Origin of the sequence: Tumebacillus permanentifrigoris, assembly GCF_003148565.1 — a bacterium.
In the GTDB taxonomy this organism is placed as follows: domain Bacteria; phylum Bacillota; class Bacilli; order Tumebacillales; family Tumebacillaceae; genus Tumebacillus; species Tumebacillus permanentifrigoris.
In genome coordinates this window covers 46,215-71,923 of sequence record NZ_QGGL01000017.1, presented here as the reverse complement: position 1 = coordinate 71,923, position 25,709 = coordinate 46,215, and the positions used below count along the sequence as shown (strand labels likewise).

At 55.1% G+C, this 25,709-nt stretch carries 25 protein-coding genes; 20 read left to right on the top strand and 5 right to left on the bottom strand.

The window, feature by feature from the left end; all coding sequences use genetic code 11:
• The first annotated feature begins 113 nt into the window (after window positions 1–113).
• Window positions 114–1,334: a stalk domain-containing protein gene (locus tag C7459_RS17805; RefSeq protein WP_109690640.1), complete on the top strand. Its 1,221-nt coding sequence runs from the start codon at window positions 114–116 to the stop codon at window positions 1,332–1,334.
• A gap of 152 nt (window positions 1,335–1,486) precedes the next feature.
• Here C7459_RS17805 and C7459_RS17800 read toward each other — a convergent pair whose 3' ends face one another.
• Window positions 1,487–1,828: a hypothetical protein gene (locus tag C7459_RS17800; protein ID WP_109690639.1), complete on the bottom strand. Its 342-nt coding sequence runs from the start codon at window positions 1,826–1,828 to the stop codon at window positions 1,487–1,489.
• A gap of 164 nt (window positions 1,829–1,992) precedes the next feature.
• Between C7459_RS17800 and C7459_RS17795 the strand changes: the two genes are divergently transcribed.
• The 8 genes from C7459_RS17795 (at window position 1,993) to C7459_RS17760 (ending at window position 10,589) form a co-directional block, all read left to right on the top strand.
• Complete coding sequence (locus C7459_RS17795; RefSeq protein WP_109690638.1) at window positions 1,993–2,475, top strand: GAF domain-containing protein; 483 nt, start codon at window positions 1,993–1,995, stop codon at window positions 2,473–2,475.
• 35 nt (window positions 2,476–2,510) lie between these two features.
• Window positions 2,511–2,783, top strand: coding sequence for a GAF domain-containing protein (locus C7459_RS17790; RefSeq protein ID WP_425450734.1), 273 nt, complete (start codon window positions 2,511–2,513; stop codon window positions 2,781–2,783).
• A 169-nt stretch (window positions 2,784–2,952) separates the two neighbouring features.
• A complete protein-coding gene (locus C7459_RS17785; protein ID WP_170119535.1) occupies window positions 2,953–3,663 on the top strand; it encodes a CDP-alcohol phosphatidyltransferase family protein in 711 nt (236 codons plus the stop codon).
• Window positions 3,664–3,673: 10 nt separating this feature from the next.
• On the top strand, window positions 3,674–5,524 hold the full coding sequence (locus C7459_RS17780) for an aminotransferase class V-fold PLP-dependent enzyme (RefSeq protein ID WP_109690635.1): 1,851 nt from the start codon (window positions 3,674–3,676) through the stop codon (window positions 5,522–5,524).
• Window positions 5,525–5,537: 13 nt separating this feature from the next.
• Window positions 5,538–6,260 carry a phosphocholine cytidylyltransferase family protein gene (locus C7459_RS17775; protein ID WP_170119534.1) on the top strand — a complete coding sequence of 241 codons (723 nt, stop codon included), beginning with the start codon at window positions 5,538–5,540 and terminating at the stop codon, window positions 6,258–6,260.
• A 31-nt stretch (window positions 6,261–6,291) separates the two neighbouring features.
• Complete coding sequence (gene thpR / locus C7459_RS17770) at window positions 6,292–6,852, top strand: RNA 2',3'-cyclic phosphodiesterase (protein ID WP_109690633.1); 561 nt, start codon at window positions 6,292–6,294, stop codon at window positions 6,850–6,852.
• A 136-nt stretch (window positions 6,853–6,988) separates the two neighbouring features.
• Window positions 6,989–8,698: a methyl-accepting chemotaxis protein gene (locus C7459_RS17765; RefSeq protein WP_109690632.1), complete on the top strand. Its 1,710-nt coding sequence runs from the start codon at window positions 6,989–6,991 to the stop codon at window positions 8,696–8,698.
• Window positions 8,699–8,876: 178 nt separating this feature from the next.
• A complete protein-coding gene (locus C7459_RS17760) occupies window positions 8,877–10,589 on the top strand; it encodes a methyl-accepting chemotaxis protein (protein WP_109690631.1) in 1,713 nt (570 codons plus the stop codon).
• Window positions 10,590–10,639: 50 nt separating this feature from the next.
• Here the strand turns inward: C7459_RS17760 and C7459_RS17755 are convergent, their stop codons facing one another.
• A complete protein-coding gene (locus tag C7459_RS17755) occupies window positions 10,640–11,590 on the bottom strand; it encodes an MBL fold metallo-hydrolase (RefSeq protein WP_245884620.1) in 951 nt (316 codons plus the stop codon).
• A 16-nt stretch (window positions 11,591–11,606) separates the two neighbouring features.
• Window positions 11,607–12,797 carry a putative lipid II flippase FtsW gene (gene ftsW, locus C7459_RS17750; protein ID WP_109690629.1) on the bottom strand — a complete coding sequence of 397 codons (1,191 nt, stop codon included), beginning with the start codon at window positions 12,795–12,797 and terminating at the stop codon, window positions 11,607–11,609.
• Window positions 12,798–12,912: 115 nt separating this feature from the next.
• Between ftsW and C7459_RS17745 the strand changes: the two genes are divergently transcribed.
• From C7459_RS17745 to plsY, 7 genes are all read left to right on the top strand, one after another.
• Window positions 12,913–14,520 (top strand): ATP-binding protein, encoded by a 1,608-nt coding sequence (locus C7459_RS17745; RefSeq protein ID WP_109690628.1) that lies wholly within the window; start codon window positions 12,913–12,915, stop codon window positions 14,518–14,520.
• A 61-nt stretch (window positions 14,521–14,581) separates the two neighbouring features.
• Entirely contained in the window at window positions 14,582–14,971 is a 390-nt protein-coding gene (locus C7459_RS17740; RefSeq protein ID WP_109690627.1) for a hypothetical protein, read from the top strand.
• Window positions 14,972–15,201: 230 nt separating this feature from the next.
• The gene (locus C7459_RS17735; RefSeq protein ID WP_109690626.1) at window positions 15,202–15,825 is read left to right on the top strand and encodes a DedA family protein; all 624 of its coding nucleotides are present in this window, start codon (window positions 15,202–15,204) and stop codon (window positions 15,823–15,825) included.
• A 5-nt stretch (window positions 15,826–15,830) separates the two neighbouring features.
• Window positions 15,831–16,490: a DUF1802 family protein gene (locus C7459_RS17730; RefSeq protein WP_109690625.1), complete on the top strand. Its 660-nt coding sequence runs from the start codon at window positions 15,831–15,833 to the stop codon at window positions 16,488–16,490.
• Window positions 16,491–16,505: 15 nt separating this feature from the next.
• Window positions 16,506–16,874, top strand: a complete 369-nt coding sequence (locus tag C7459_RS17725) for a hypothetical protein (protein WP_109690624.1) — start codon at window positions 16,506–16,508, stop codon at window positions 16,872–16,874.
• Between the two features lie 40 nt (window positions 16,875–16,914).
• Entirely contained in the window at window positions 16,915–17,739 is an 825-nt protein-coding gene (locus C7459_RS17720) for a glycerophosphodiester phosphodiesterase family protein (protein WP_109690623.1), read from the top strand.
• 107 nt (window positions 17,740–17,846) lie between these two features.
• Window positions 17,847–18,548 carry a glycerol-3-phosphate 1-O-acyltransferase PlsY gene (gene plsY / locus C7459_RS17715; protein ID WP_109690622.1) on the top strand — a complete coding sequence of 234 codons (702 nt, stop codon included), beginning with the start codon at window positions 17,847–17,849 and terminating at the stop codon, window positions 18,546–18,548.
• A 22-nt stretch (window positions 18,549–18,570) separates the two neighbouring features.
• Here the strand turns inward: plsY and C7459_RS17710 are convergent, their stop codons facing one another.
• Together C7459_RS17710 and C7459_RS17705 are read right to left on the bottom strand one after the other, a co-directional pair.
• Window positions 18,571–19,785: a spinster family MFS transporter gene (locus tag C7459_RS17710; RefSeq protein ID WP_109690621.1), complete on the bottom strand. Its 1,215-nt coding sequence runs from the start codon at window positions 19,783–19,785 to the stop codon at window positions 18,571–18,573.
• Between the two features lie 325 nt (window positions 19,786–20,110).
• A complete protein-coding gene (locus C7459_RS17705) occupies window positions 20,111–21,376 on the bottom strand; it encodes an MDR family MFS transporter (protein ID WP_109690620.1) in 1,266 nt (421 codons plus the stop codon).
• A 118-nt stretch (window positions 21,377–21,494) separates the two neighbouring features.
• Here C7459_RS17705 and C7459_RS17700 point away from each other — a divergent pair, with 118 nt between their 5' ends.
• The 4 genes from C7459_RS17700 to C7459_RS17680 all read left to right on the top strand — a co-directional run bounded on the left by C7459_RS17700 (window position 21,495) and on the right by C7459_RS17680 (window position 25,695).
• The gene (locus C7459_RS17700; RefSeq protein ID WP_109690619.1) at window positions 21,495–22,220 is read left to right on the top strand and encodes a cytochrome c biogenesis CcdA family protein; all 726 of its coding nucleotides are present in this window, start codon (window positions 21,495–21,497) and stop codon (window positions 22,218–22,220) included.
• Window positions 22,221–22,238: 18 nt separating this feature from the next.
• On the top strand, window positions 22,239–22,805 hold the full coding sequence (locus C7459_RS17695; protein WP_109690618.1) for a TlpA family protein disulfide reductase: 567 nt from the start codon (window positions 22,239–22,241) through the stop codon (window positions 22,803–22,805).
• Between the two features lie 86 nt (window positions 22,806–22,891).
• Window positions 22,892–23,254, top strand: coding sequence for an ArsR/SmtB family transcription factor (locus tag C7459_RS17690; protein ID WP_109690617.1), 363 nt, complete (start codon window positions 22,892–22,894; stop codon window positions 23,252–23,254).
• A gap of 26 nt (window positions 23,255–23,280) precedes the next feature.
• Window positions 23,281–25,695: a heavy metal translocating P-type ATPase gene (locus tag C7459_RS17680; RefSeq protein ID WP_245884618.1), complete on the top strand. Its 2,415-nt coding sequence runs from the start codon at window positions 23,281–23,283 to the stop codon at window positions 25,693–25,695.
• Window positions 25,696–25,709: the final 14 nt, after the last annotated feature.

The following is a 25,709-nucleotide window of genomic DNA, read 5'->3' as shown; positions in this document are numbered from 1 at the left end:
ATAGGTAAAATCCTGCGTTTTAAAGGATTTGATATAGAAAGGATATTTGAGTATCACAGTTGAATCATTACTTCGTGAACTATATTACTTCCATTAGAACGGAGACGAGAAGAATGAAAAAATGGGTTAGTGGATTTGTTGTTGGTAGTGTGTTAGCTAGTGTTGCAACTGCGGGAGCTGCGACTCTGATGGTCAATGATGCAGGTTATATCCACTTCAAGTTCGATGGAGTGCAAAAATCGGTTCCATCTGGTTACACGGTATTGGAATATGAGGGACGGACATACGTACCTGCGCGTTTTGTTGCCGAACAATTCGGAGCTAATGTCGGTTGGGAAGCAAATACAAATACAGTTACAATCGATAAGATCAAACAACCCGCCCAATCGGAAAATTCGAACTCACCTTCGTCGGGTACAACAGATACAAACAAAAGTTATGCAGTTAATGTAGACGTTATAAGTGGTTCCATGAAAATGCATATCTCCCGTGTTTCGCTACATAATTCCTACAAAAGTACTCAGTACCAAACACCAATTAATGCAGTTGTAATGGAAGTTGAGGTCGAGAACACATCAAACGCAGTAATGCATTGGTTCCCTTCTCAAGGGACTCTTGTGTTAAATACTAAAGAACAAGCAGAAGCGGGAAAGTCTTTGAGCTATTCCGATTCGGTTGGTGGCACATTCATGGGTAAGGTAATTAAAAAAGGAAACATAGTTGTGGCGGTTGAAAGCGATCTTTCAAAAATAACGAATCTTGACTACAAAATTGACGGTCCTTTCGATGATCGTTTCTTAACCGTTGGGAATGATACAACTGCATCGATTAGCCTTAATTCACTAGTATCGAATTCGAGCGGCGGATCAGCCACACAAAAACTCGAAACGGCAACTGACCTTCAATTCTATCTGAAAAACAATTACTCCAACTTACAGACATCAATAGGTGACACTTGGTTTACGTACAATGTTTACGAAAATAATTCCATTACTTCAGCGTATGATTATTGGGTACAGGTAAAATATGATTCAACTTTTTTCTACGATTTACAATACAGCAATAAAATCACCCAAGAAAACCGTACTAAAGTGAAGCAAGAGTTAAAAGACTTCCAGGAGAAAATAGGTAGAGATGTTGTAGCAAAAATGCCATCGAAAAAATTAACTGGCGGTTACTATGATTCGTGGTACAGATACCCGAACCTTAAAATGGATCTAATAACGAGAAGATACTATTCTTGGTCCAATTATGATGGTGGGTTCACAGGAAACTATGAAAGCACAAAACCATCCAATTTCCGCTGGTACCCGCTGATCGACGATACACTGTAACGGTCGTTTTAGGACAACCGTACATTAGACAAAAAGCCATCCGCATTGCTTTCCCTCCTTATGCAAGGGGTGCTTATTGTTGCTGGCCGCAATTCAAGTGTATCATGCTCGCACGAAAAAGAGCCGCCCCGCAGTGGAGTGGCTCTTTTTTGTTACTGTAAAGCCTGTAGTTCTTGTTCGTATGCATCGGAGATCGCGTCAAACAACCATTCATCAGAACGACCCATCAGAAATTTCTCGCACACTTCGGCTTGCAGGGCTAGGAGTAACTTTCTGTTGGAGACCTTCCCATCGTAATAAATACACTCTTCGATGCGTTCGGATTCTTCGAAAGGCTCAGGACGGTATAGGTAGTATGTTGCGTAGATCAGTTTGCCTTGATTGAGTGGGTTTTGGTAAATCACCAGTTCTACAACGACTTGTTCTGTTTTGATCGCGAGTATACGGAGAGTGAGCAAGTTATGTACGATACGAGTGCCATCGGCAAAATCCATTCTTTCATCCTACTTCCAATTAGATTCAGTACTGTGAGCAGTGAGCGGTAGGAATGCTTCTTAACGATAGCATTCCTACCGCGATATAACTGTAACACGAAAAATAGAAAGAAGCAGATTCATAGAGTATACTTTCTTCATACCAAGACGAAAAGAGGGTTATTATGTTCTCGGCACAAGGTTACACTGGCACGAAAGAAGAAAACTACGATTTGGTTATTAAGCAACTGGATGCTTTGATCGAGGGCGAGACGAATCTCATCGCGAATCTTTCGAACGCCTCCGCGCTTCTGAACCAATTTCTTGAAAAAATCAACTGGGTTGGATTCTACCTAATGGATGGGGATGGTGAACTTGTGTTGGGTCCATTCCAAGGGCTCCCGGCTTGCGTTCGCATTCCATTGAGAAGAGGAGTATGCGGCACCGCCGCCAGTACCCGTGAAACCATCGTCGTGCCAGATGTTCACGCTTTCCCGGGTCATATCGCATGTGACGCAGCTTCACGCTCTGAGATCGTAGTGCCGATCATCGCTGGCGACAGTCTAATTGGGGTCCTCGATATCGACAGCCCGATAACCGACCGATTCGATGATGTTGATCGCAAATACCTCGAGCAGTTTGTTGCAACCTTGATTAAACACATCTAGTTTTGTGTATGGAACACATCGGGAAGCCAGCCTGTGTGCGCATCCCGCTGGGAAAAGGCGTGTGTGGCACGGCTGCTGGCAATCGCGAGACGATCGTTGTCGCGGATGTCCACGCTTTCCCAGGTCACATCGCCTGTGATGCCGCTTCGCGTTCGGAAATCGTCGTCCCGATTCTCGATGGCGACCGCCTGATCGGAGTTCTCGACATCGACGCGCCCGTAGCAGAACGTTTCGACGACGCCGACCGTGCGGGTTTGGAGACCTTCGTGTCGATTCTCAACAAGCATGTCGATTGGAGTCGTTTTTAAGTATTGCGTAGGAAATAACGAGCACCCAAGCTAGAGGCAATTGGGTGCTTTTTTTTATTGTCTTTCCTCCGATTTGGATGTATGCTGGTGTGTGGAATCTATCGAAAAACAAGTCTTTTTTTGTAAAGAGTCTGCTAGTTTTTTCACATAAGGGGAGAGGATGTACACGATGAGTTTACGGGAGAGATACCGACAGATTGAGTCGGTGACGAAGTACAGCAACTACTACTTAGGAAAGTGTTACACGTGGCTGTCAATTCCGATCACGGATGCGGCGGCAAAAATGGGGCTGCACCCCAATCATATGACACTGATCTCGTTGGTGCTGGGCCTGACTGCCTGCGGGTTCTTCTATGAAGGCTCGACCCTTTCGCTGATCCTCGGCGCTGTGATCCTCTATGTCTCCTACGTCCTCGACTGGTGCGATGGGCAACTTGCACGCTATACCGGCAAGATGAGCCCGTTTGGCGGGTGGTTGGATCAGATGTGCGACCGGATCAAGGAATTTGCATTCGTCTCCACCCTCGCATGGGGCTATGCTCGCACGCATGACGACACCACCGTCTATCTCTGGGCGCTCGGCGCTCTGTTTTTCCTGTTCCTGTTGGAGTATTACGGCCAGATGAACCGTGCGATCCCGCAACAGGATCAAGCCCAACAAGAAGCGGCTGCATCGGCAGGTCCGACACTCGGTCGACCGACCGCAGGTCGTCGCAAGTTCGTGATCGACTTCTCGATTGACGAGCAGTACGCATTTGTCGTGCTCGCTGCGGCCATCGTCGGCGCTTATTGGACGCTGGTTGGCATCGTCGCGATCTCCGCTCTGTTTGCTGTCTACAAACCGTTCAAAGCATGGAAATCTTATTACTCGATGAAATGAGGTGTCGGGCATGAAAGCAGTCATCCTGGCAGCCGGCGACGGCGAACGTTTAGCCCCGATTACACAAACGCTCCCGAAGGCGCTCCTGCCGATCGGTTCAGAATCGATTCTCTCCCGCCAGATTCGTCAATTGGCAAGCCTCGGCGTCACCGACGTCACGGTCGTCATCGGCTACGAAGGACACGCGATCCGCGAACATCTCGCCGCGTCCAACCCGCCGTGCAACGTACACTTCGTAGAAAACAACCACTACAAAACCACCAGCACCGCCTACTCCGCATGGCTCGCAGCAGATCATGTGCGCGGGGATTCGTTTTTCCTGCTGGACGGCGACGTTGTGGCGGTAGACGCGGTGTTCGAATCGTTCATCGCACTGACGGGTAACACCCTGCTCTATGAAGCGAAATCGATCTCCTCACCAGAGGAGATGAAAGTCGCCCAAGATCCAGCCGATGGCCACGTCTACCTCAGCAAAAAAATCGCCACCGATCGCTCGCTGGGCGAATTCGTCGGTGTCGCCGTGATCTCTGCAGAGGCGAATGAGGCGTTTTTTGCCGCCCTCGCCTCGCACAAGGACGGCTACTACGAGGAAGCGTTCAACGAGATCGCAGTCGGGCATCCGTTCGAGTTGCAAGCCGTGACGGAGAACTCGTGGATTGAGATCGACTTCGTGACCGACTACTTGCAAGCGGTACGCCTGTTTACGGAAACGCGCGAGGAAGTCGCTGCACCACAAGTCTCCGAACAAGTCCTGCTCTGCCCAGGCCCGGTCATGGTCTCCAAAAAAGTCAAATCCGCACTCCTGCACGCCGACATCGGCCATCGCGAGACGGAATTCATCGAGATCCTGACCCGTTGCCGTGCCAAGCTGAACAACGTCTATGGCGCGAACCATGAATACACCAATGTGATCATCACCGGCTCCGGCACTGCCGCCAACGAAGCTCTGCTCTCCTCTTATGGGCCGGGCAAAAAGTTGCTGATCCTCTCCAATGGCGAGTTCGGCAACCGCTTGCTCGACCTCGCCCGTTGTCACAACCTGAACCACACCGCGCTGGAATTCGGTTGGACGCACCCGATGGACCTCGCCAAAATCGAGCAAACCATCGCCACAGGCGACTATGACGCGCTGATGATGGTACACCACGAGACTTCGACCGGCATGCTCAACCCGATCAACGAGATCGGGGCACTGCTCAAACCGTATCACGTGGACTTCCTCGTCGATGCCGTGTCCTCGATCGGGGCTGAAGCGTTGAGTGTGGAAAAAGCGAACATCACGTTCTGCACCGCGTCTGCGAACAAAGCGCTGGCGTCGCTGCCGGGCCTCGCGTTCGTCTGTGGCAAGCGCAGCGCTTTTCAAGCGCTTCGGGACGTTCCTGCCCACACCCGCTACCTCGATTTGTACAGACATTACGAATTCGAAGACCTGCACTACCAGACGCCGAACACCCCGGCAGTTTCGCTGTTCTACGCGCTGGAGACGGCGCTGGACGAACTGTTGGAAGACACGCTGGAGAAGCGCATGCAACACTATGGTCACCTGTCCAGCCTGATCCGCAACCGCTTGAAAAAACTCGGCATGTCGTTCCCGGTCGAGGAGCAGCAGATGTCGCGCGTGTTGACGACGGTGTTCTACCCGGCAGACGTGGACGTCGAAGGCTTCCACGATTGGGTCAAGCAACATAACTACGTGATCTATCGCGGCAAAGGGCCGTTGCTAGGCCGTGCGTTCCAGATCGCCAACATCGGTCATGTGCGTGAGGAGCATGTCCGCGCGTTCCTCGATTTGATGGAGCGCGGTTTCCAGCTCAAGCAAAGTGCGGATGCAGTTGTCGAAGCAGCCGCAACTGTCGAATAGGAGTGGTGAGAATATGAAACTGGTTATCCTAGTAGCAGGCGTGGGTTCGCGCCTGCGCCCGCTGACCGACAACCGACCCAAGTGTCTGGTTGAGATCGGTGGCAAATCGATTCTGCAACGCTTCTTGGAAGGGGCGGAGGAAGTCGGCGCGTTCACCGAAGTCGTGCTGATCACCGGCTACTTGCAGGAGCAGATCGCCGCGTTCGTCGAGGAGTGGCAAAAAACGCACCAGACGCCCGTGCGTCTCGTACACAACGAACGCTACGACGAGACCAACAACGGCTACACGCTGCTCTGTGCACAGGAGTTCCTACAGGACGGGTTCGTGCTGACCGACGGCGACTTGTTGCTGGACAGCGAGATCTTGCGCCGCGTGGCGAATCATCCAGCCAGCCACTTGGCGGTGGACATGCAGTCCAAACTCGATGAGGAAGCGATGAAGTTCATCCTCGATGAGCAAGGCCATGTCACCGAACTCAGCAAAGAGATCACCGTCGAGCGCGGTCTGGGCGAATCGATCGGCCTGTGCAAGATGAACTCCGCAGATGTGCCGGCCATCGTGCGCCACCTCGCGCAGTTGGTGGAACAAGGCGAGTTGAACGAGTACTACGAGCGCGCCTTCCAAGAGTTGATCCGCGAGAACTGGAAGCTCGGCGTCGTCGACGTCGGCGACCTGCGTTGGGTAGAAGTAGACGACCACAACGACCTGCAGCGTGCGGAGCAGTTTTTCGCGTAAGAATCTGGGTTCTACAAGGGAGGATGCAGGCATGGCGGGACGGTATTTTCTCGGCGTGGATGTTCCAGCGGACGTGTGCGGTCCCGAATTGATCGCGTTGCAAAAGCGTCTCGAACCGCACCTCGACGTCAAGCGTTGGTACAATCCTGATCAGTTGCACCTCACCGTGCAGTTTATGGGCAACCTCGAAGCGGCGCAGGTGACACAACTGATCGAGTTGGTGGAGGCGGCGACGCGCGGATTGCCTGCTTTTGAGTTGGAACTGGGTGAAGTGGGCTGGTTCCCGCGGGCGAAAGTGGTCTGGTGTGGTGTGCAAGGTGCGATGAATGCCTTGCAAGAGCTGCAACGCAACGTCGTACAGGCACTCTCGACCGCCTTCCAAGTCGATTCCTACAACCACGGTGCCTTTCGACCGCACATCACGCTCGGGCGTTTGCACAGCGCGGATGTTGCCTTTCGACCGGAGTCTGTCGCGTCACCACCGTCTGGAATGACGTGGCGCGTGGGGGGCTTGCACCTCTACGAATCGGTCTCCGCTGGCAAAAACGGACCGCAGTATCCGATCCGACACAGATTTGCGCTCGGCATGTGAAAAAAGTAGGCAGGGGTGTGACCCCGCCTACTTTTTTTACGTTCAATGTAAGAAGGGTTATTAACCTCCATGTCGAACTTCTTAACTATAAGAAAAAGGTTTGATTGAATAGCAATGGGGAGGATCTCTAACCGTCATGAAAAAGAAAATGCGTATTCCCTTGCGTCTTCGTGTCAGTGTCACGAACAGTGTTGTTGTTTTCTTCCTCATCTTCATCTGTGTGGCTTGTTATCAGATCTTCGGGGAGTTGGAAGATCAGACGAACCTGATTGTGACTGATGCGATCCCGACCGGGAGCGCCGCACATAACCTGTTGACCGACCTCGTCAACATGGAGACCGGCGTGCGTGGGTATGTGATCACAGGTCGTGAGGAATTCCTCGACCCGTACAAAGCTGGTCAAGCCCAACTGGACAAAGACTTGGCGACGATCCGCCTCCATGAGGACGAACACCCGATCATGAAGGACCTCGTTGAAAACCAAGCCCTGCCGCAGATCACGAGCGTGCAGAGCTACTTTGAGGGGCAGATTCAACTTGTCAAAGGCGGCAAATTGGAGGAAGCTCGAGCCAAGATCAACGATGGCAAGGCCGCGATGGATCAATTCCGCGCCATCTATGACAAGATCAGCGTGGACATCGCCAAGCTGACCAACGATTCCTGGGATGAGAGCAAGAGCAAGACCCAGCAAGCTCGCGTCTGGATCTTGGGCGTCGGCCCGTTGGCGGTTCTGACGGCCGTCATCTTCATCATCGTGTTCATCCGTACCATTCTCTACCCGATTCGCAACGTCAACCGTCAATTGGAAGAGATCGCGGCGGGCGATGGCGACTTGACCAAGCATATCAAAGTCAAAAACAACGACGAGATCGGCGACCTCGCGAGATCGTTTAATCGCATGGTCGACAACCTCCGCTCGCTGGTCGGTCAGATCAGTGTCAGCGCGGAGCAGGTCGCTTCGTCTGCTGTCGAGTTGAACGCCAGCGCCGATATGACCAAGCAAGCGACGGAGCAGATCTCCAGCACGATCTTGGAGATCGCCGAAGGGGCGGACCACCAAGTGCGCAGTGTGGGCGATTGTGCGGCGGAGATGGATCAGATGTCCTCGGGGGCACAACAGATTGCAGCCAGCGCGAACCACGTTTCGCAGATGGCGAACCACACGTCGGAGATCGCGACGACGGGGAACCAAGCGATCCGTTCGGCGATCAACCAGATGACCTCGATCCATGCTACGATCGAAGACCTCTCCAGCGTGGTGCAGAAACTTGGCCAACGCTCTGTACAAATCGGGGAGATCATCGAAGCGATCACCGCGATCTCCGGCCAAACCAACTTGCTCGCGCTCAACGCAGCGATCGAGGCGGCGCGTGCAGGGGAGCAAGGCCGTGGCTTTGCCGTGGTCGCAGATGAGGTGCGCAAGCTCGCCGAGCAGTCCAGTTCGTCCGCACAGGAGATCGGGGAACTGATCCGCGCCATCCAGGACGAGACCAGCCAAGCGATCGCCTCAATGGAAAAGGGCACCAAGGAAGTGACTGTCGGCATCAGTGTCGTCAACACCGCCGGTGCTTCGTTCGAACAGATCCTCGTAGCGGTCACCGATGTGGCGACACAGATTCGCGAAGTGTCGGCTGCCTCGCAGCAGATGTCTGCAGGCACGTCGCAAGTTGTCAACCAGTTCGAAGCGATCTCCCATGTGGCAGAAGGTGCAGCTTCCGGTACGCAAAATGCTTCCGCTGTTGCACAGGAACAACTCGCCTCGATGGAAGAAATTGCCACGTCGGCGTCGACCTTGGCCGATCTGGCGGACGAGTTGCAGATGTTGGTCGGGAAATTCCGCTATTAAGAACATGTGTGAAAGAACCATGTACCTGAGGGTACATGGTTCTTTTTTATATCTTATTAGTTTGAAATATCAGTAATATATGATTGATTATGTTCTATTTAACTAAAAAGGTTTGCGCATTACGTTGTCGAAGTAGGTACATGTATTTTGCCTGAGCAATGGGAGGGTACCCGGACTTATGAAAATGAAGAAGATGCGCTATTCTTTGCGTGTACGGATGGTGATCTGGAACGGAATCGTCGTGTTCCTACTGCTTTTGATCGGTTGGAGATGTTACCAACATTTTATCTCCTTGGAGCAGTTGGAGGGTACAGTCGTTGAACAGGTACAGCCGAAAAACAAAGCGGCAGATGCGCTGGTTACCGATCTCGTCTCGATGCAGAACAGCGTGCGCGGCTATCTGTTGAATGGGCAAGAGAGTTCGCTCTCGTCCTATCAAGCGACCCAAGCCAAATTGCAAAAGGACATTGAAACGGTTCGGAGCGGCGAACTGAACCACGACGTGATCAAAGACCTCGTCGAGAAAGACGTCCTACCGAAAGTCAAAGATCTACAGGTACAATTGGACACACAGATTCAACTGGGCAAAAGCGGCAAGTTGGCAGAAGCTCGGGCTGCGGTCGCCAAGGTGGATGCGGACATGGCCGTCCTGCGCACCTCAGACGAGAAGCTGATGGCAGAGTTTATGAAGATCGGGAAAATCGTCTGGACAGATGGCCAGCAAGCGATCGCAGATGCGAAGGGTTGGATCTTCTACGGAGGTGCCAGCGCGGTGGTCGTGGCGGTATTTGCGATCTACGTGTTCATCCGAACGATCCTCGCCCCGATTCGCGAGATCAACCTGCAGTTGCGTGAGATCGCCGAGGGCGATGCCGACCTGACGCGCCGATTGAACGTGAAAAACAACGATGAGATCGGGGACCTCGCCATCGGGTACAACAAGATGACGGAAAAACTGCGCGATCTGATCTCACAGATCAGTGTCAGTGCGGACATGGTCTCCGTCTCCTCGGAGGAATTGAACACGAGTGCCGAGTCGACCAAGCTTGCGACCGAGCAGATCTCCAGCACGATCCGTGAAATCTCCGCGGGGGCAGATCACCAAGTCGAGAGCGTCGGTTCTTGTGCAGGCGAGATGGAGCGCATGTCCTCCGGTGCGCAAGAGATCGCTCGCAATGCGGGCAGCGTGTCGGATATGGCACAGCAGACTTCCCAGATCGCACGCGAGGGGAACGAAGCAATTCGCTCTGCGATCAACCAGATGACGTCGATCCATACGACGATCGGCGGTCTGTCAGGTGTCGTGCAGAAGCTCGGAGAGCGTTCCGAGCAGATCGGCAACATCCTGGGGGCGATCACGAAGATCTCCGCGCAGACCAACCTGTTGGCGCTCAACGCGGCGATTGAAGCCGCACGGGCGGGCGAGCAAGGCCGTGGCTTTGCTGTCGTCGCTGACGAAGTTCGCAAGTTGGCGGAGCAATCCAGCATGTCGGCGTTGGAGATCGGTGAATTGATTCGTGCCATCCAAGACGAGACGCTACAAGCGATGCAGTCGATGGATCGCGGGAACGAGGAAGTCACCGTAGGGATCAGCGTGGTGAACAAAGCCGGGGAATCGTTCGAGCAAATTCTCGAAGCGGTGAACCAAGTAGCAGAGCGCATCCGGGTGGTATCGAGCGCCTCCGATCAGATGTCGGTTGGCACTTCGCAAGTGGTGCATCAGTTCGAGACGATCTCCCAAGTTGCGACCGGGACTGCGGTCGGTACGCAGAACGTTTCCGCTGTCGCTCAGGAGCAACTCTCCTCCATGAACGAGATCGCCATGTCGGCGTCCTCGCTTTCCATGCTGGCGGAGGAACTCTCGATGTTGGTTGGGAAGTTCAAGTTCTAAGGGAATGGAAAAAAGCACCGAGTGCCTTGGCACTCGGTGCTTTTTCGATGTTACTGCTTCTGCGCATGTTCCTTCTCGAGCACAAACAACAAGCCCTTGGCGTTCAACTCGATGTCCAGCTCGATGCCGCTCAAGTCGACCACATGGTGCCCGTGCGCGGCTAGATCGGCACGGATGTACGCACGGATGCGTTCAGCGAGATCCTCCCACGGCAGACCGGGACGGAACATCTCGCGTGCGAAATCATCATAGTCGGCAATCGTTTGCCGCGTGCGCTCAAATGCAGTAGATGCGGGCTCCGTCACACCGAAGTGCGTGTGGTAGATGCGCTCCGGCTGCAATTGCTCCAGACGCTCGATCGTGCGGAACACGGCGTCGCGATCAAACTCAGATGGCGAGGTCGACGGGAACAGGCAGGTGAAGTCCCAACCGGTCAATTCTGGCACATAGCGGATGCTCACCGTGTCGCCTGTGAAGATCCCGTTCGAACCGCTGTCCTGAATCGAGAAGTGGTGACGAGCATGGCCCGGTGTGTCGTAGAACGTCAGCACACGACCGCCGAGGTCGATCGTCTCGCCATCCTCGCGCACCAACACGCGATCCTCCGGCACCGGCAGGATCGTGCCGAAAATCCGCTCCAACTCATCGCCGTAGACAGCGCTCGCCCCCGCGATCAGACGCGTCGGGTCGATCAGATGACGCGACGCACGCGGGTGGCAAACGACTTTGGCATTCGGAAACTGTGGCAGGATGTAGCCGACGCCGCCCGAATGGTCGAGATGGATGTGTGTGACAATCACATAGTCGATGTCAGCTGGCGACAGACCAAGTGCGGTGATGCTGTCGAGGATGCGCTGGCTGGAGTGCGAGGAGCCGGTCTCGATCAGCGCGGTCTGTTGATCCCCGCGCACGATGTACGAGGCGGTGCGGCCACGCTCTCCCGATTCGAGCAGGTCGATCATGTAGACACCATGTTGCAAGTCTTGTGGAATGTTCGTCATCTGGATCATCACCTCATTATGTGTCAAAACGCGAACGCGTCATGTCGATCGTCGCACCGTGCTTGAGGCGCGGTGCGGTTGCGGGCGGCTGAGTCGTGCTCACTTCGCCCGGCTTGCCCGTGTAGCGGGAGATGTTCAACAGGATGCCCATCATGAACATTTTGAGCAGCAGCGACGTGCCGCCGTAGGAGATAAACGGTAGCGGAACCCCGATGACCGGCAGCAGACCGGACACCGAACCGATGTTGAAAAACACCGCCATCGCGATGACCGACGTGATGCCGATCGCCGTCAGTTGGGCGAACTTGTCCTGCACGTTCAGCGCGATGTAGATCCCGCGCCAGATCACGACTCCGTAGAGCGCGATCAGGAACAGACCGCCGAGCAAGCCCCACTCCTCGGAGAAGATCGCAAAGATAAAGTCGGTGTGCGCTTCCGGCAGGTACGAGAACTTCTCAATCGAGTGTCCCAAGCCCCGACCGGTCCAACCCCCTGTCGAGATCGCAAACAGCGACTGCACGATCTGATACCCGTCCTTGTCCATGTGCTCGAACGGATTGAAGTAGGTTTTGATCCGGTCGCCGCGATAGCCCATCAAGGCGAGCGGTACGGCGGCGAGCACCGCCAGCAAGAACGTGTTGCGCAAGTGCTTCATCGGCACGCCTGCGACGAACATGATCAGGAACGGACCCGCGGCGAATGTGATCGCGGTATCCATGTCCGGCTCGCAGATGATCAGGACGAACCCGATGACCACGAGGATGACGGACGGCCAAAAGGAGGCTTTCGGGTCGTCGACCCGATCGCCTTTTTTCGTGAGCAGGTAGGCGAGGTAGAGATTGATCGTGATCATGGCGATCTCTGTCGGTTGGAACGAGAACGGCCCGAGGCCGATCCAACGGTTCGCGCCGTTGACCGTATCCCCAATGCCTGGGATCAACACCATGCCGAGCAGGAGGTAGGTGACCAGCAGCATCGGACGCGACAACCGGTACCACAAGCGGTAGTTGGTGTTCATCGCGAACAGCATCCCGAACATCCCGACGGCGAAAAACAGCAATTGGCGAAGGAAGTAGTAGTCCGGGGTGTCCTTCATTTTGTATGCGTAGATCGCACTGGCGCTGTAAACTGCGACCAAACCGATCAGCGCAAGGAGTATCACGACGAGGAACAGTACGAAGTCAGGGCGGTGTCTTGTTACTTTCATGAAAGTCCTCCAGATTGTTCAAGTCCCTGTTTATTTCGACGTTCGTCCCAACAACCCTTTTCGAATCTGCTATAATAAATGATAATCAATCGACCTGAAAGGGAACCCAGAAGCGATGAATGAACTCTATCCGCACCAGTCGTCTTCGTTTGATCACGCGTGGGCGCGCTCCCGTTCCTATGGGATCGACCCGCATGTGTTGCCGTCGGTCACACCTGTCACAGGCACTGAACTGCAAGCGCGCATCATGGCGAACTCTCGCCTGCTAGAATCAGCGCTCCACTATGTCGATCACCTCTACCGCACGGTGGAGAGCGAGTGCATCGTCGCGATCTGTGACGCCGATGGCATCCTGCTCGCCACGCGCGGGGAACGCTTGCCAGACGAATTGTTGAAGCAACATACCACGCTCGGCATGTGTTGGAGCGAACGCGTTTTTGGCGCCAATGCGATCGGCACTGCGTTGGAGGAGAATCGCCCGTTGCAGATGGTCGGGGAGGATCACTTCCTGCAGGGTCTGCATGGCATGTCCTGTGCGGCGGCGCCATTGCATGACGAGAACGGCCAGATCGTCGGCGCGCTCGCCATCGCCGCGTACAAGACGGAACACAGTCCCTACATGCTGGGCACTGTCCTCTCGATCGGCCACGCCATCGAAACGGCGATGGTGTTGAAGTCTGAGCACTACCGCACCCTGCTGTTGCAGCAGAAACTCACGGAAACTTCGAACCACCTGATCCTGATCACGGATCGGGATGGTCATATACTGCACCGCAATCGCTCCGCTGAAGACCTCGTTCCTGCACGAGGTGCCAGCACGCTCCAAGACATTTTTTCTGAAAAAAGCGCCCCTCTCGTCGCGCTGCTCGAACAGCGTGACCTGACCGACTTCCATGAAAAACTCCCCAACCCGCGCACGGGTGTGGAGTGTCATCTCTTCTGGGATGCTCGTTGGGTAATCGATCCGCTGGACCACCAGTCTCGGCTGTTGCTCGTCGGGCGGGACATGACGCGCTATGTGCAATTGGAGCGCAACATGCGCCACTCGGAGCGCCTGTCCACGATGGGCATGTTCTCTGCACAGATCGCCCATGAGATACGCAACCCGGTTGCGGTGATCAAATTGGCGATGCAGTTGATGCTCGGACAGGAAGAGTTCTCGGAAAAGTCCGAGAAAAAAGGAAAAATGATCCTCAACGAGATCCGTCGCATCGAAGACCTCGTGAACCACTTCCTCAACATCTCCCGCCCGCAGACGCCGAACTTCGAGAATTGCGAGATCGTCGAGCTGTTGCAAGGCACCTGCAACCTGATGCAAGGGGTGTTCCGGGAAGCGAACTTGCGACTGGTCGAGCACTACCAGGAAGTCGGCTCGATCCGTGCGGATTGCGACCAAGTTCACCAAGTGATCCTGAACCTGTTGGGCAACGCGATCGACGCGACGCCAGCGGGAGGACGGGTGGAATTGACGGTGCAACGCGACGCAGAGGAGCCGGAGTTTGTGCGCATCGAGGTGCGCGACACCGGGCAAGGGATTCCTGAGGATTCCTTGCAGGATATCTTCGAGCCGTTTTACACGACCAAAAGCAAAGGCACGGGACTCGGCCTGCACAATGCCAAGTCGATCATTGAGGCGCACGGCGGTGACATGGAGATCGCCAGCGAAGTCGATCGGGGGACGACCTTCACGATCTGGCTGCCTGTGACGCAGATGACTTCGTGACGATTGGCGCGGTTTCCGTTATACTAGGATCTGTAGTTTTATTGGAAGGAGCTAACCTAAAATGAATGAAACTTTCGATATCAAAGCCCTGCTGAAGCGCACCAAACTGAACCCGGTACAGAAAATGGGCTTGACCTCCCGTTTCAAGGATCGCCAGTTCCCAGCACCGGCTGAGACTGACAACGTCTACGAAGTGGCGTTCGGTCAAAACATCATCAACATCCATGCCGCTGAGGGCGGTCTGGTACCGGATGAGATGGACACCGTCGCGGACGTTCTTCAACGTGCGCGTAAAAACGAGCAAAAAGCCATGCTCGATATGCTCATCGTGATTCAGATCTTCCCGCTTGCTCAGGAGACGGTTGATGTCCTGATCGAAGAGTGGAAGGAAAATGGCGTTGAGTCCAAGTTGATCAGCGGCCCGGCTTTCGTTGCTGTAGCGGCGGAGTAAGGGATTTTCCTACTTCTGGACATAGTAAAAGCATGCAGGGATGCATGCTTTTTCTTACGTACTAGTCATACGATGTTCAGGAGGGGTACATAGATGCGGAAGTTTGTCTGGATGATGATGTGGTCCGTGACGTCGGTGCTGGTGATTTACCTCGCAGGGGAATGGTTCAATTCGCTGTTGCCGGAATGAGGAGTGTCAAGATCGGTGGGGTGATTTAGATCGAACATTGGATGCAGTTCCTGGACCACTACGGGTACTTCGGACTGTTTGTGTTGCTTCTATTGGGGATTGTGGGGATTCCGTTGCCAGATGAGGCGTTGTTGTCGCTGGTCGGGATCGCGATACACAAAGGACATATGAATTTCTGGGGATCGCTGACGGCTGCTTGGCTGGGGAGCATCTGCGGGATTTCGCTTAGCTATGTGATTGGACGAGTTGTCGGCCGTGGGGTGGTGACGCGGTTTGGGCGGTTTTTGCACTTGACGGAGGAGCGCTTGTTCAAAGTCGAGCGTTATATGGAACGGTTCGGCTGGATGATGATCTTTTTCGGCTATTTCGTACCCGGACTTCGCCATGTGACGGCGCTCACGGCAGGTGTGACGCGGATGAAGTACCGCATCTTCGCGCCGTTTGCCTACGCGGGTGCGTTGTTCTGGGCGCTGACGTTTCTGTTGCTCGGGCAGTATGTCAGCCATCGCTTGCATCGGATTGAGGAGATCGTCTATCCGTTCCGCTATTGGATTATCGTGCTCGTCGTCTTGTCGTTGATTGCGCCGTTTGTATATCGCGTGATAAGAAAGCGGCGTTTGGCAAAACTAACCTTTCAGGACGTGCCACCAGAATCGAAGGAGTGAACCAGATGTCTGTGAGCTTCCGATCTTTCTCCGTGGATTTGCACAGCCCGCACTTGCCGATCAAGGAAGTGGCGTTGAAGGAGTGGGCGGTTTGCATCGAAGCAATCGCCAGAGGTGAGCAAGTCGTGTTGATCCGCAAGGGCGGAATCACCGAAGAGACGCAGGATTTCCGGTTGGAGGAACAATCCTTCTACCTGTACCCGACCTACGAGCATCAAAATGTGGACTTGATCAAGCCCGCTTATCGAGACCTGTTGCAACAGACTCTCGAAGGCCGGGAACTGCCGCCTCGACAAGTGACGATCACGCATGTCGGGCACGTCACCGACGACATCACCATCAAGGCGGACGAGGAGTTGTTGAAGAAGTTCGATCCGTACCACATCCTCACGCCGAATTATGCACAGGAGCGCTTGCAGTGGCAAGCGGACAGACCTCTGCACATCCTGCTCCTGCGCGCCTACCGTCTGTCGGAACCCAAGACGATCAAAGTCGAGAGCGAGTACAGCGGGTGCAAGTCATGGCTGAAATTGGACCGGTCGATCAGCAATTTTGACCTTGAACCCGTGATCGCCAAGGACGACTACCTTCGCCAACGCGAGGAGATTCTGCGCAGTATCGGGGCTTGGCATGCTGATGATTATGCTGCACAAGGTCATTCCTAAGAGGGGGCGGCACAGATGTTCATCGGCATCTTGGCCACGCTGATCCTCATCGGGATCACGATCGGGCAGTATTTTGAATCGAGAAAAAGCGGGCTGCTCCGCCTCGCCCGCGACGCTTACGAGGAACGCGCCGTCCGCTACGAAGGGATGGTTACGTACCTCCGCGGCACCTTGGATGGGGTAGCAGAGGGTGCCAAGCTCTACCTGTCCGTCCTCGACGGCGTCGTCTGTCTCACGTCCACGGAAAAACGCCTGTTTGCCTTAGAAGGCGCGCAGGTGTTCGCGCAAGAGACGGGGCGTCTGACGCTTCGGGGGGCTGGTGGAGAAGTTGCGATTGCGACCCACCCAGAACGCGCCCAGATGATCCAACGCACAATCGAGTAGTGCCCGATGACGGGGAGAGAGAAAGAAACGGGGGAGACACATGAGGCTCAGCAAGACCAAGCCTTATCTGGACCTGCCGCGCCCGATGGTGCTTGCACACCAAGGGGCGTCAGGTCATGCGCCATCGAACACGCGCGAGGCGTTTCAACTGGCGGTCGAGATGGGGGCTGACGCATTTGAGACCGACATCCACATGACGCGCGATGGGCATGTTGTGTTGAGTCACGATGAGACGGTAGACCGGCTCACCGACGGCAAGGGCTGGATCAGGGACATGACGCTCGCCGAGCTCAAGTCGATCGATTTCGGCTATCAGTTTTCCACCGATGGTGGACGAACGTACCCATTTCGAGGTCAGGGCGTGACGATTCCGACGCTCGACGAGGTGTTGCAAGAGTTTCCGACGATTCGTGTCAACATGGACATCAAGCAAAAGACACCACCGCTGGAATTGGCCTTGGTGGAGACGATCAAGCGGCACGATGCACAGGATCGCGTCTTGGTCACTTCGTTTCACAGTGTGACGATGCAGCGGTTTCGACGGCTGGGCCTGCGCCAAGTCGCAACCAGTGCGAACACGCGCAACATGGTGGAGTTCGTCGCGTACTGGCGATGTGGGATGCAGAAATTTTACAAGCCGCCTGTCGATGCGTTTCAAGTGCCAGTTTCGCAATATGGCATCCCGGTGGTCACTCCGCGTTCCGTCGAGATCGCGCACGGGCACGGGGTCAAAGTGCATGTGTGGACGATTAATGAGGAACGACAAATTCGGCAATTGCTCGAATGGGGTGTCGATGGCATCTGTAGCGACTACCCCGACCGCGTCGTGAAGGTTTTGCGCGAGATGGAGCTTTGGGATCGTTAACAAACTTAAAAAACGCAAGGGCCGTTGGTAAAGAAAACCACCAATGGCCCTTTTTTCATGCTACAATAGAGGTACTTATTCTGAATGTTTGTACATGAGGTGACGAGATGACGTATACGATGTTGTTGGTTCTCTTGATCGGTTATATCATAGGTTCAACCCCTTTTGCCTTCTTGGTTTCGAAGGCGAGGGGCGGTAATATCTTCGCCCAAGGAAGTGGCAATCCCGGCGCAACCAATACGCTTGCTGTGTACGGCAAGGGTGCAGCGGTTACCGTACTGGTCTGTGACATTTTAAAAGGGTTGATCCCGACTCTGCTCGTTCTCTTGATCACGGATGATCAAGTTCTCGCGTTCTGTACGGCCGCAGGTGCGGTGCTCGGTCACGTGTTCTCGTTCTACACCGGTTTTCGCGGGGGCAAAGCACTCGCCACGGCAGGCGGGGCGATCCTAGCGCTGTACCCGTTGCCGCTGATCATCATCGTCCTCTCCTATGTGCTGCTCGTCCTCTTGATCCGCTACATCGTCATCGCGACGACGCTTGTGATTCTCGGGGCGGTAGGTTTCTTCCTCTGGATTGATCAACCGTTGGGCAGTACGATGGCGTTGCTCGTGATGGTAGCCGGGATTCTGTATCGGCATCTCCCGAACTGGGAGCGTATCTATCTCAAAAACGAGCCGCAGATCAAGCATAAGATTGCGGAGATCGAGCTAGAACGCCTACCGAAAGACAAGCAAGCGATGCTTAAAGTGGTCTACTGGATCGTGGCGATCGCTTGTATCGCCACTGTGTACTATGTGAAGTCTTGATGGCAAAAAAAACCCCGCATCTCTAGACGAGACGCGGGGTTTTGCTACTTTCTTTTGATTGGTGCCGGCTTGCTCGCCAAAAGCATACGGAGGCGAACAGCATGGCGATCGGCATCACCGCAAATGCAGTGGTGAGGCTCGCTTTGTCCGAGATGTAGCCAACGATCACTGGGCTCGGGATGTCTCCCAAGAGGTGCATCATGAACATCGCAAATGCATTGGCGGTGTTCCACACTCCCGGCTCGGTCACATCGAAGATCAGGGAGGCTGCAACGCCTACATGCCAGAGCATGAAGAACGCGGAGAGGAAGAACAGTGTCAAGCTGTGGAAAAGTAATCCGCCCCACAACAGGATCGCTGAAGCCGCCATCGAGAGCACGAGCGTGTAGGCACGGCCACGCTTATCCCGTTTTTGCCAGAAGTCCGCAACGTACCCCCCAATCGGTGCGCCAAGCAATCCGGCTCCGACTTGCAGGGCTCCGGCGAGCATGGTAGCGGTTCCTAGTTCATAGCCCAATTCCCGTTGGAAGAAGGTCGGGACGAACAGCACGATCGCTCCGAATGCGAACGAGATCCCCGCGTAACCCAGCGCGCTCCAGAAGAAGGCGCGGTTTTTCATCAACACTCCAAGTTCTCGCAGACTGAATTTCGGACGGGTCGGAGCGTTGACGGGCTTAGGCAACGGCAGTTTCCACGCGAGGTAGGCAAGGATCAATCCCGGCACTCCAACGAGGAAGAACGCCCACTGCCAACCGAACTTTGCACCAATCCATCCGCCCAGTACAACCCCAATCGCGCCGCCAATCGGCATCCCGAGGTTAAACAGCCCGAGGATTCCTGAGCGTTTGTTTTCTGGGTAGACGTTGGAGAGAATGGTACTCGCTGTTGATACATAGGCCGCCTCTCCGATCCCGACGAGGGCTCGGAAGATGAACAGCGACGCGAACGACCAAGCGAGTGCTGAGGACACGGTGGCAAGCGACCACACTGCTACGCCAATCGCCGCGACTTTATGCGGCTTCCATCGGTCGGACCAAGCCCCGAATGGGATGGCGGTCAGGGTGTAGGTGATCATAAACGCGGTGCCGAGTAGCCCTAGTGCGGTGTCTGTGAGGGTGAAGTGGTCTTTCAACAGCGGGAGTACCCCAGAGACAACTTGGCGGTCGACGTAGTTGATGATGTTCATGAATAAAAACAAGAGCAGGATGCGGGTTGAGCTGATCTTCGCAGCACTCATGTGACGATCTCCTTTTTACGAAACCGTTTTCCTAAGTGTACCACGGAGAGGGAGATGTTGGATATGTACTTCCTTATGTTCGGGGGAGTTAGAGGGGGAGTTCGGGGTGACGCTAGGGGTGGCGCCAGGGGTCGGGGATATGCTCCGCACTCCTGTGAATTGCCTCTCCTTTTGATTGAGTAAAACATTTCAAAGGGTAGGAATGGCAAATCAAAGTCGTACTACACATATCCCCTCCCCCTTGGCTTGCGTGGCCCCTTGTGTTTTTGTGCGTGTTTGCTGTTTTTTTGCTTGTTTGGTTTTGTATGTTTTTGTTTGTGGTGGGTTAGGTTCGTTGTTTCTTTTTGGGGCGCAATGGTTCAGTGCCTACTCGGTTTTGGAGGGTGGTGGTGAGCGGCGTTTGGAGGGGGCCCCATTTTGACATCGCGTAATAGGCGATGGCGAGGAGGAGGCCGACGATCGCATAGAGCAGCCATGGCAGTTCGAGAAAGTTTTGGTCGACGGCCGCTTGCATCAGGCGACCTCCTCCGATATTGCCTAACGCTTCTCCTGCCCCAAATACGAACGACGCCACCCCAAAGTACGCACTCATCGACTCCGGCGTCGCTAGTTCGGACACGATCGCGTCCGATGTGGGCATGATGAACATCTCACCAATCGTGAACAAGACTGCACTTGCCATCAAGTGCCAGTACGTTTGGCTAAATGCCACGGATCCCAGTGCCACTCCGAGGATCACCATACCCGTCGCCATCGTGGCCAATGGATGCAGGTGCTTGGTGAAAAATCGTGTCACCGCACTCTGTGACACGATCACCACGAGACTCGTGATCGTCCAGATCAGACCGATGTTGTGCGCGGCTTTGATTTGTTCCGCTCGGAGTGGCAACGCGAGCGTAAATTGGGTGAACAGTGCCCAGACGAAGATCGTCGCGAAGCTGAAGACGAGAAACGGTCGGTCTGTGAGCAGGGCCCGGAATTTTGTTTTGGGGAGCTCGGGACAGTCGGGTCCGATGCAGTCTTTTTTTAGTAGAAAGGCATGGGAGAGGGCCAGTCCTGCATAGACGATCGCAGCTCCTGCGAACAACCAAGCGCTAGATTGTCTCAAAAGCACCATGCCAAGCATCGGTCCTACGGTCACCCCGATATTGGCGGCAACTCCTCGATAGGAGAAGGCAGTGGTCTTACTGCCTTCTCTCGCGTAGGCGGCGATCCCAGCTTTGGCTCCCGGCATGTAGAGCCCACTGCCAACTCCGGCGAGCAGGTTGGTGAGGAACAGCGCGATCCATGTGCCCATCCAGATAAACAGGAGCAGTCCGATCGCGCGCAGGAGCAAGCCGGCGATCATGGTCGTTTTTTTGCCGAGTCGGTCGGCGATAAATCCTCCAAGGAGCGAACCACTTAGGTAGGCGACGGAGCCTGCTCCTAGCACGAGGCCGACACGTGCCAACGTGAGGCCCTTTTCTGTGGAGAAAATGATGGAGAGGTAGGGGAGGAGCATGTAGGTCCCCAAGTGTGTAAACAAAACGCCTGCGAGCAACACCCATACTTGGGTGCCGAGGCGGGGGATCGTGGGTTTCGTCTTTGGCATTGGTGATCACCTCTCGACTACTTTGCCACTGGCTGGAGGTCACTAGTCACAGGACGTTCATTTGAAGGGGCGTTGGTTCTCCTGTATAGTAGTAGCTAGTCAAAAGGAGGACGCTCAAGTGCTCTCATCTTCGAATCCGACCTTCATCATCGCGTTTCTTGCAGGGCTGCTGTCGTTTGTCTCACCCTGTGTATTACCGCTGTATCCGTCCTATCTGTCTTATATCACGGGCGTCACGTATGACCAGATGTATGGCGCAGAGCGCGATACGCGCACCCTTCGGAAAAAAGCGCTGACGCACTCGCTGTTTTTTGTGCTCGGCTTCTCGATTATCTTCGTGACACTCGGCTTTACGTCCGGTACGATCGGGACGATTTTTATGGACTATCAGGTCTTGATTCGCCAAGTCGGCGGCATCCTGATCATCGTCATGGGTCTGTTCATGTCCGGCCTGATCAAGATCGACTTCCTGATGCAGACCAAGAAGTTTCAAACTCGCAACAAGCCCGTCGGCTACCTCGGCGCCATCGTCGTCGGTATCTCGTTTGCCGCCGGCTGGACTCCCTGTGTCGGCCCCATTTTGGCCTCTGTTCTGGCGATCGCTGCAACCAACCCCGTCTCGGGGGGCAGCTTGATGTTGTTCTATTCGCTGGGCTTTGCGCTGCCGTTCATTTTTTTGGCGTATACGCTCGGTTCGGTGCGCTGGCTGTTGAAGTACTCCGAATTGATTACCAAGATCGGTGGCTTTGGCATGGTGCTGATGGGGATTCTGCTGATCACGAATGGCATGACGCTGATTACGCAATGGTTGCTACGCTTGTCTGGCGGTTTTATCGGTTTCTAAGCGCGGGAGGGGATTTTTATGGCTCGTACCCAATCTCTCATCATCGGCGGTCTCGTTTTTGTCCTGCTCGCAGGCGCGGCTGTGCTCACCACGTACAAGGGTGACACCCAACAACCGACGGGCGCTGCCGATCCTCGTCTCGTCGCTCCGTCGCCGCAATCTGGTTATCGTGCGCCTAGTTTCGAACTGGCGACCTTGGGCACGGAGCAGACGGTCAAGCTCGACGAGTTGAAGGGCAAGCCCGTCGTCGTGAATTTCTGGGCTGCTTGGTGCGGCCCCTGTCGCAACGAGACTCCGGACTTGCAGGCCACGTATGAAAAGTACAAGGATCAAGTCGAGTTCTATGCGGTCAATTTGACTTCAGAGGATGATCTGAACGACGTCACCAAGTTTTTGCAGGATCTCAAGATCTCGATCCCGGTGCTGAAGGACGTCGATGGCCAAGCGCAGAGCGCTTACCGAGTGGTGTCTGTGCCGACTACGTTCATCATCGATAAAAACGGCATCGTGAAGGAACGCCGTGAGGGCGCACTCTCCAAAGTTCAGATGGATGGCATGCTCCAACGCGCCATCGCCGGTCAGTAGACGGCGATGGTGCTTTTTTTGATTTGTGATACATGAACAATTGCTCATATGTTATCATATAGATACATCAAGGAGGGGGCGAGGGTATGCAGCCACTGGAGACGACAGATTCCTGTTGCAATGTGATTCATGAGGATACGGTCACGCAAGTGCGCGAGGCCGCGATGGACGAGCAAGCAGTGACAGACTTGGCGGCAATTTTTGCAGCGCTAGGCGATCCGACGCGCGTGCGCATCATCCGAGCGCTTAGCGTCAGCGAGATGTGCGTATGTGATCTCGCCGCCGCTCTGGAGATGACGCAGTCTGCTGTCTCCCACCAATTACGACTCCTTCGCAACATGCGGATCATCAAGCGCCGTAAGTCTGGGCGCATGAACTATTACAGTCTGGATGATGAACATATCCTGACGCTTTTTGAAACCGGTCTTCATCACGTCACACATAGATAACTCTGAAACGAAGGGAGGGGTAGCAGATGAGCGAACACCGACACGGGCAGGACAACGAGCATGGGCATGAGCATGAGCATGAGCATGAGCATGAGCAGCATGGCCACGAGCATGGACATGGCCACGAACATCGGCATGAGCATCGACACGGCCACGAACATGAGCATGGGAACCACGCGCATTCCGCAGACTCTTGCTGTAGTACACCGGCATCCAGCACGGGCAGTTGCTGCGACTCCGGCTCTTGCCACGGCGAGGAGCTTGCGATGTTTTCCGACGCGCCCACGCTGCCTAGCGACTTGCAAGCAGGTGAGGCACGAACTGTATTTCAAGTTGATGGCATGGACTGTGGCGAGTGTGCCCGCACTGTCCAACGCGTAGTTGGCAAACTTGACGGTGTGCGCGACGTGGATGTAAATTTCAGCACCACCAAGATGATCGTCATCCACATTGCCGCCACGGCTGAATTGGGCTCGATCGCGAAGGCGGTCTCCCAAGTTGGCTACCAACCCACTCTGCTCGACACCACCCTCGACGAGGGCAAAAACGCCAGCTTCGCCATCGGCTCGCCAGCGCGCAATTTCCGTTCAACGCTCACCGCCATCTCCGGCCTCCTGCTCGCCGTCGGTCTGGTGTTCGATTACGGCAACATCAGCTCCACCACTGCCATCCTGTTTTACTTGTTCGCTATGCTCTCCGGAGGTTTCTACGCAGCTCGTTCAGGTCTCTACGCGCTGAAATCAGTCACGCTCGACATGAATTTTCTCATGACGGTCGCCGCCGTCGGCGCCGCTGCGATCGGACAGTGGTCAGAAGGGGCGACCGTCGTGTTCCTGTTTGCCGTCGGCAACTGGTTGCAAGCCAGCACGATGGAACGCACCCGCCGTTCGATCCGCGATCTCATGAACCTCACGCCCAAGGAAGCGCTCGTTCGTCGCAATGACCAAGAACTGACCCTACCGCTCACCGACCTGCGCCTCGACGACATCGTGATCGTCCGTCCAGGTGTTCGCCTCCCGATGGACGGTGTGATCACAGACGGCAGCTCTCATATCAACCAAGCGGCTGTCACCGGAGAATCGATCCCTGTCTTCAAACGAACGGGCGACACCGTGTACGCAGGTTCGCTCAACGAACAGGGAGCCTTCGAATTCCGTGTCACCAAGCGCGTCGAGGACTCCACGATCCAACGGATGATCCACCTCGTCGAAGCTGCCCAAGCGCAAAAAGCGCCGTCGCAACAGTTCGTCGACCGCTTTGCCACGTATTACACGCCGCTCGTCGTCCTGCTTGCGGTGATGGTCGCCATCCTTCCGCCGCTGTTCCAATTTGGATCGTTCGAGGAGTGGCTGTACCGTGCCTTGGTGCTGCTCGTCATCGCCTGCCCCTGTGCGCTCGTCATCTCCACCCCGGTCTCCATCGTCGCCGCCATCGGCAATGCGGCGAAACATGGCGTGCTGATCAAGGGCGGTGCCATCCTCGAACAGACAGGTCTGCTCCGAGCGCTCGCGTTTGACAAAACGGGCACGCTGACGGAGGGCAAGCCGCGTGTCGTGCAGATCGAACCCCTTGGCGACCTGCCGCCCGATCAGATTTTGGCAATTGCCGCCGCTCTCGAATCCCGATCTGAACATCCGCTGGCCCGCGCCATCGTCACGCATAGCCAAACGCTCGACCCGACGCCGCTTTCCACCGTTCAGAACTTCCAAGCAATCCCCGGCAAGGGTGCCCAAGGTCTCGTTCGCGGCACGCTCTACCGCATCGGAAGTCCGGCTTGGATTCTGGAGAACACCCAAGAGGCAACGTGGTCTGATCTTGTCACCGAACACCATGCCCAAGGTCGCACCGTCGTCCTGCTTGCTGATGAACATCACGTTCATGGGTTGATCGCCATCGCCGATACCCTCCGCGAAGAGAGCGCCCAAGCCTTGACAGAACTCCGCGCCGCTGGCATTGCGCACACCGTGATGCTCACGGGGGACCATGAACGCGTGGCACAGACGATCGCCGAACGCCTTCAATTGGATGAAGTGCAAGCTGAATTGCTCCCCGAGCACAAACTTGAGCGCATTCAGGAGCTCAAGCGACGTTTCGGACACGTCGGGATGGTTGGCGATGGCATCAACGATGCCCCCGCATTGGCCGCCGCAGATATTGGGATCGCGATGGGGGGAGCTGGGACTGATGTAGCGCTGGAAACGGCCGACATCGTGCTGATGTCTGACGATCTGCACAAGTTGCCTTTCGCTCTCGACCTCAGTCGGCGGGCGCTCGGTGTGATCAAGCAGAACGTCTGGTTCTCGATTGGGGTCAAAGTCGTTTTTCTCGCCTTGACGCTGGTCGGTCTCTCCAACCTCTGGATGGCGGTCTTCGCTGACACCGGAGCTGCCTTGATCGTCATCGCCAACGGGATGCGCCTGATGAAAAATTCGCCGGATTGACTTTGCCTAGGAAA

Excerpts from the sequence above, each read along its gene's own strand:
- C7459_RS17730 (WP_109690625.1), top strand. The coding sequence starts at position 15,831 with ATGTCTGTGAGCTTCCGATCTTTCTCCGTGGATTTGCACAGCCCGCAC.
- C7459_RS17805 (WP_109690640.1), top strand. The coding sequence starts at position 114 with ATGAAAAAATGGGTTAGTGGATTTGTTGTTGGTAGTGTGTTAGCTAGT.
- C7459_RS17785 (WP_170119535.1), top strand. The coding sequence starts at position 2,953 with ATGAGTTTACGGGAGAGATACCGACAGATTGAGTCGGTGACGAAGTAC.
- C7459_RS17705 (WP_109690620.1), bottom strand. The coding sequence starts at position 21,376 with ATGCCAAAGACGAAACCCACGATCCCCCGCCTCGGCACCCAAGTATGG.
- C7459_RS17735 (WP_109690626.1), top strand. The coding sequence starts at position 15,202 with ATGCAGTTCCTGGACCACTACGGGTACTTCGGACTGTTTGTGTTGCTT.
- C7459_RS17690 (WP_109690617.1), top strand. The coding sequence starts at position 22,892 with ATGCAGCCACTGGAGACGACAGATTCCTGTTGCAATGTGATTCATGAG.
- C7459_RS17720 (WP_109690623.1), top strand. The coding sequence starts at position 16,915 with ATGAGGCTCAGCAAGACCAAGCCTTATCTGGACCTGCCGCGCCCGATG.
- C7459_RS17775 (WP_170119534.1), top strand. The coding sequence starts at position 5,538 with ATGAAACTGGTTATCCTAGTAGCAGGCGTGGGTTCGCGCCTGCGCCCG.
- ftsW (WP_109690629.1), bottom strand. The coding sequence starts at position 12,797 with ATGAAAGTAACAAGACACCGCCCTGACTTCGTACTGTTCCTCGTCGTG.
- C7459_RS17745 (WP_109690628.1), top strand. The coding sequence starts at position 12,913 with ATGAATGAACTCTATCCGCACCAGTCGTCTTCGTTTGATCACGCGTGG.
- C7459_RS17780 (WP_109690635.1), top strand. The coding sequence starts at position 3,674 with ATGAAAGCAGTCATCCTGGCAGCCGGCGACGGCGAACGTTTAGCCCCG.
- C7459_RS17740 (WP_109690627.1), top strand. The coding sequence starts at position 14,582 with ATGAATGAAACTTTCGATATCAAAGCCCTGCTGAAGCGCACCAAACTG.
- C7459_RS17800 (WP_109690639.1), bottom strand. The coding sequence starts at position 1,828 with ATGGATTTTGCCGATGGCACTCGTATCGTACATAACTTGCTCACTCTC.
- C7459_RS17795 (WP_109690638.1), top strand. The coding sequence starts at position 1,993 with ATGTTCTCGGCACAAGGTTACACTGGCACGAAAGAAGAAAACTACGAT.
- C7459_RS17725 (WP_109690624.1), top strand. The coding sequence starts at position 16,506 with ATGTTCATCGGCATCTTGGCCACGCTGATCCTCATCGGGATCACGATC.
- thpR (WP_109690633.1), top strand. The coding sequence starts at position 6,292 with ATGGCGGGACGGTATTTTCTCGGCGTGGATGTTCCAGCGGACGTGTGC.
- C7459_RS17765 (WP_109690632.1), top strand. The coding sequence starts at position 6,989 with ATGAAAAAGAAAATGCGTATTCCCTTGCGTCTTCGTGTCAGTGTCACG.
- plsY (WP_109690622.1), top strand. The coding sequence starts at position 17,847 with ATGACGTATACGATGTTGTTGGTTCTCTTGATCGGTTATATCATAGGT.
- C7459_RS17695 (WP_109690618.1), top strand. The coding sequence starts at position 22,239 with ATGGCTCGTACCCAATCTCTCATCATCGGCGGTCTCGTTTTTGTCCTG.
- C7459_RS17755 (WP_245884620.1), bottom strand. The coding sequence starts at position 11,590 with ATGACGAACATTCCACAAGACTTGCAACATGGTGTCTACATGATCGAC.
- C7459_RS17760 (WP_109690631.1), top strand. The coding sequence starts at position 8,877 with ATGAAAATGAAGAAGATGCGCTATTCTTTGCGTGTACGGATGGTGATC.
- C7459_RS17710 (WP_109690621.1), bottom strand. The coding sequence starts at position 19,785 with ATGAGTGCTGCGAAGATCAGCTCAACCCGCATCCTGCTCTTGTTTTTA.
- C7459_RS17680 (WP_245884618.1), top strand. The coding sequence starts at position 23,281 with ATGAGCGAACACCGACACGGGCAGGACAACGAGCATGGGCATGAGCAT.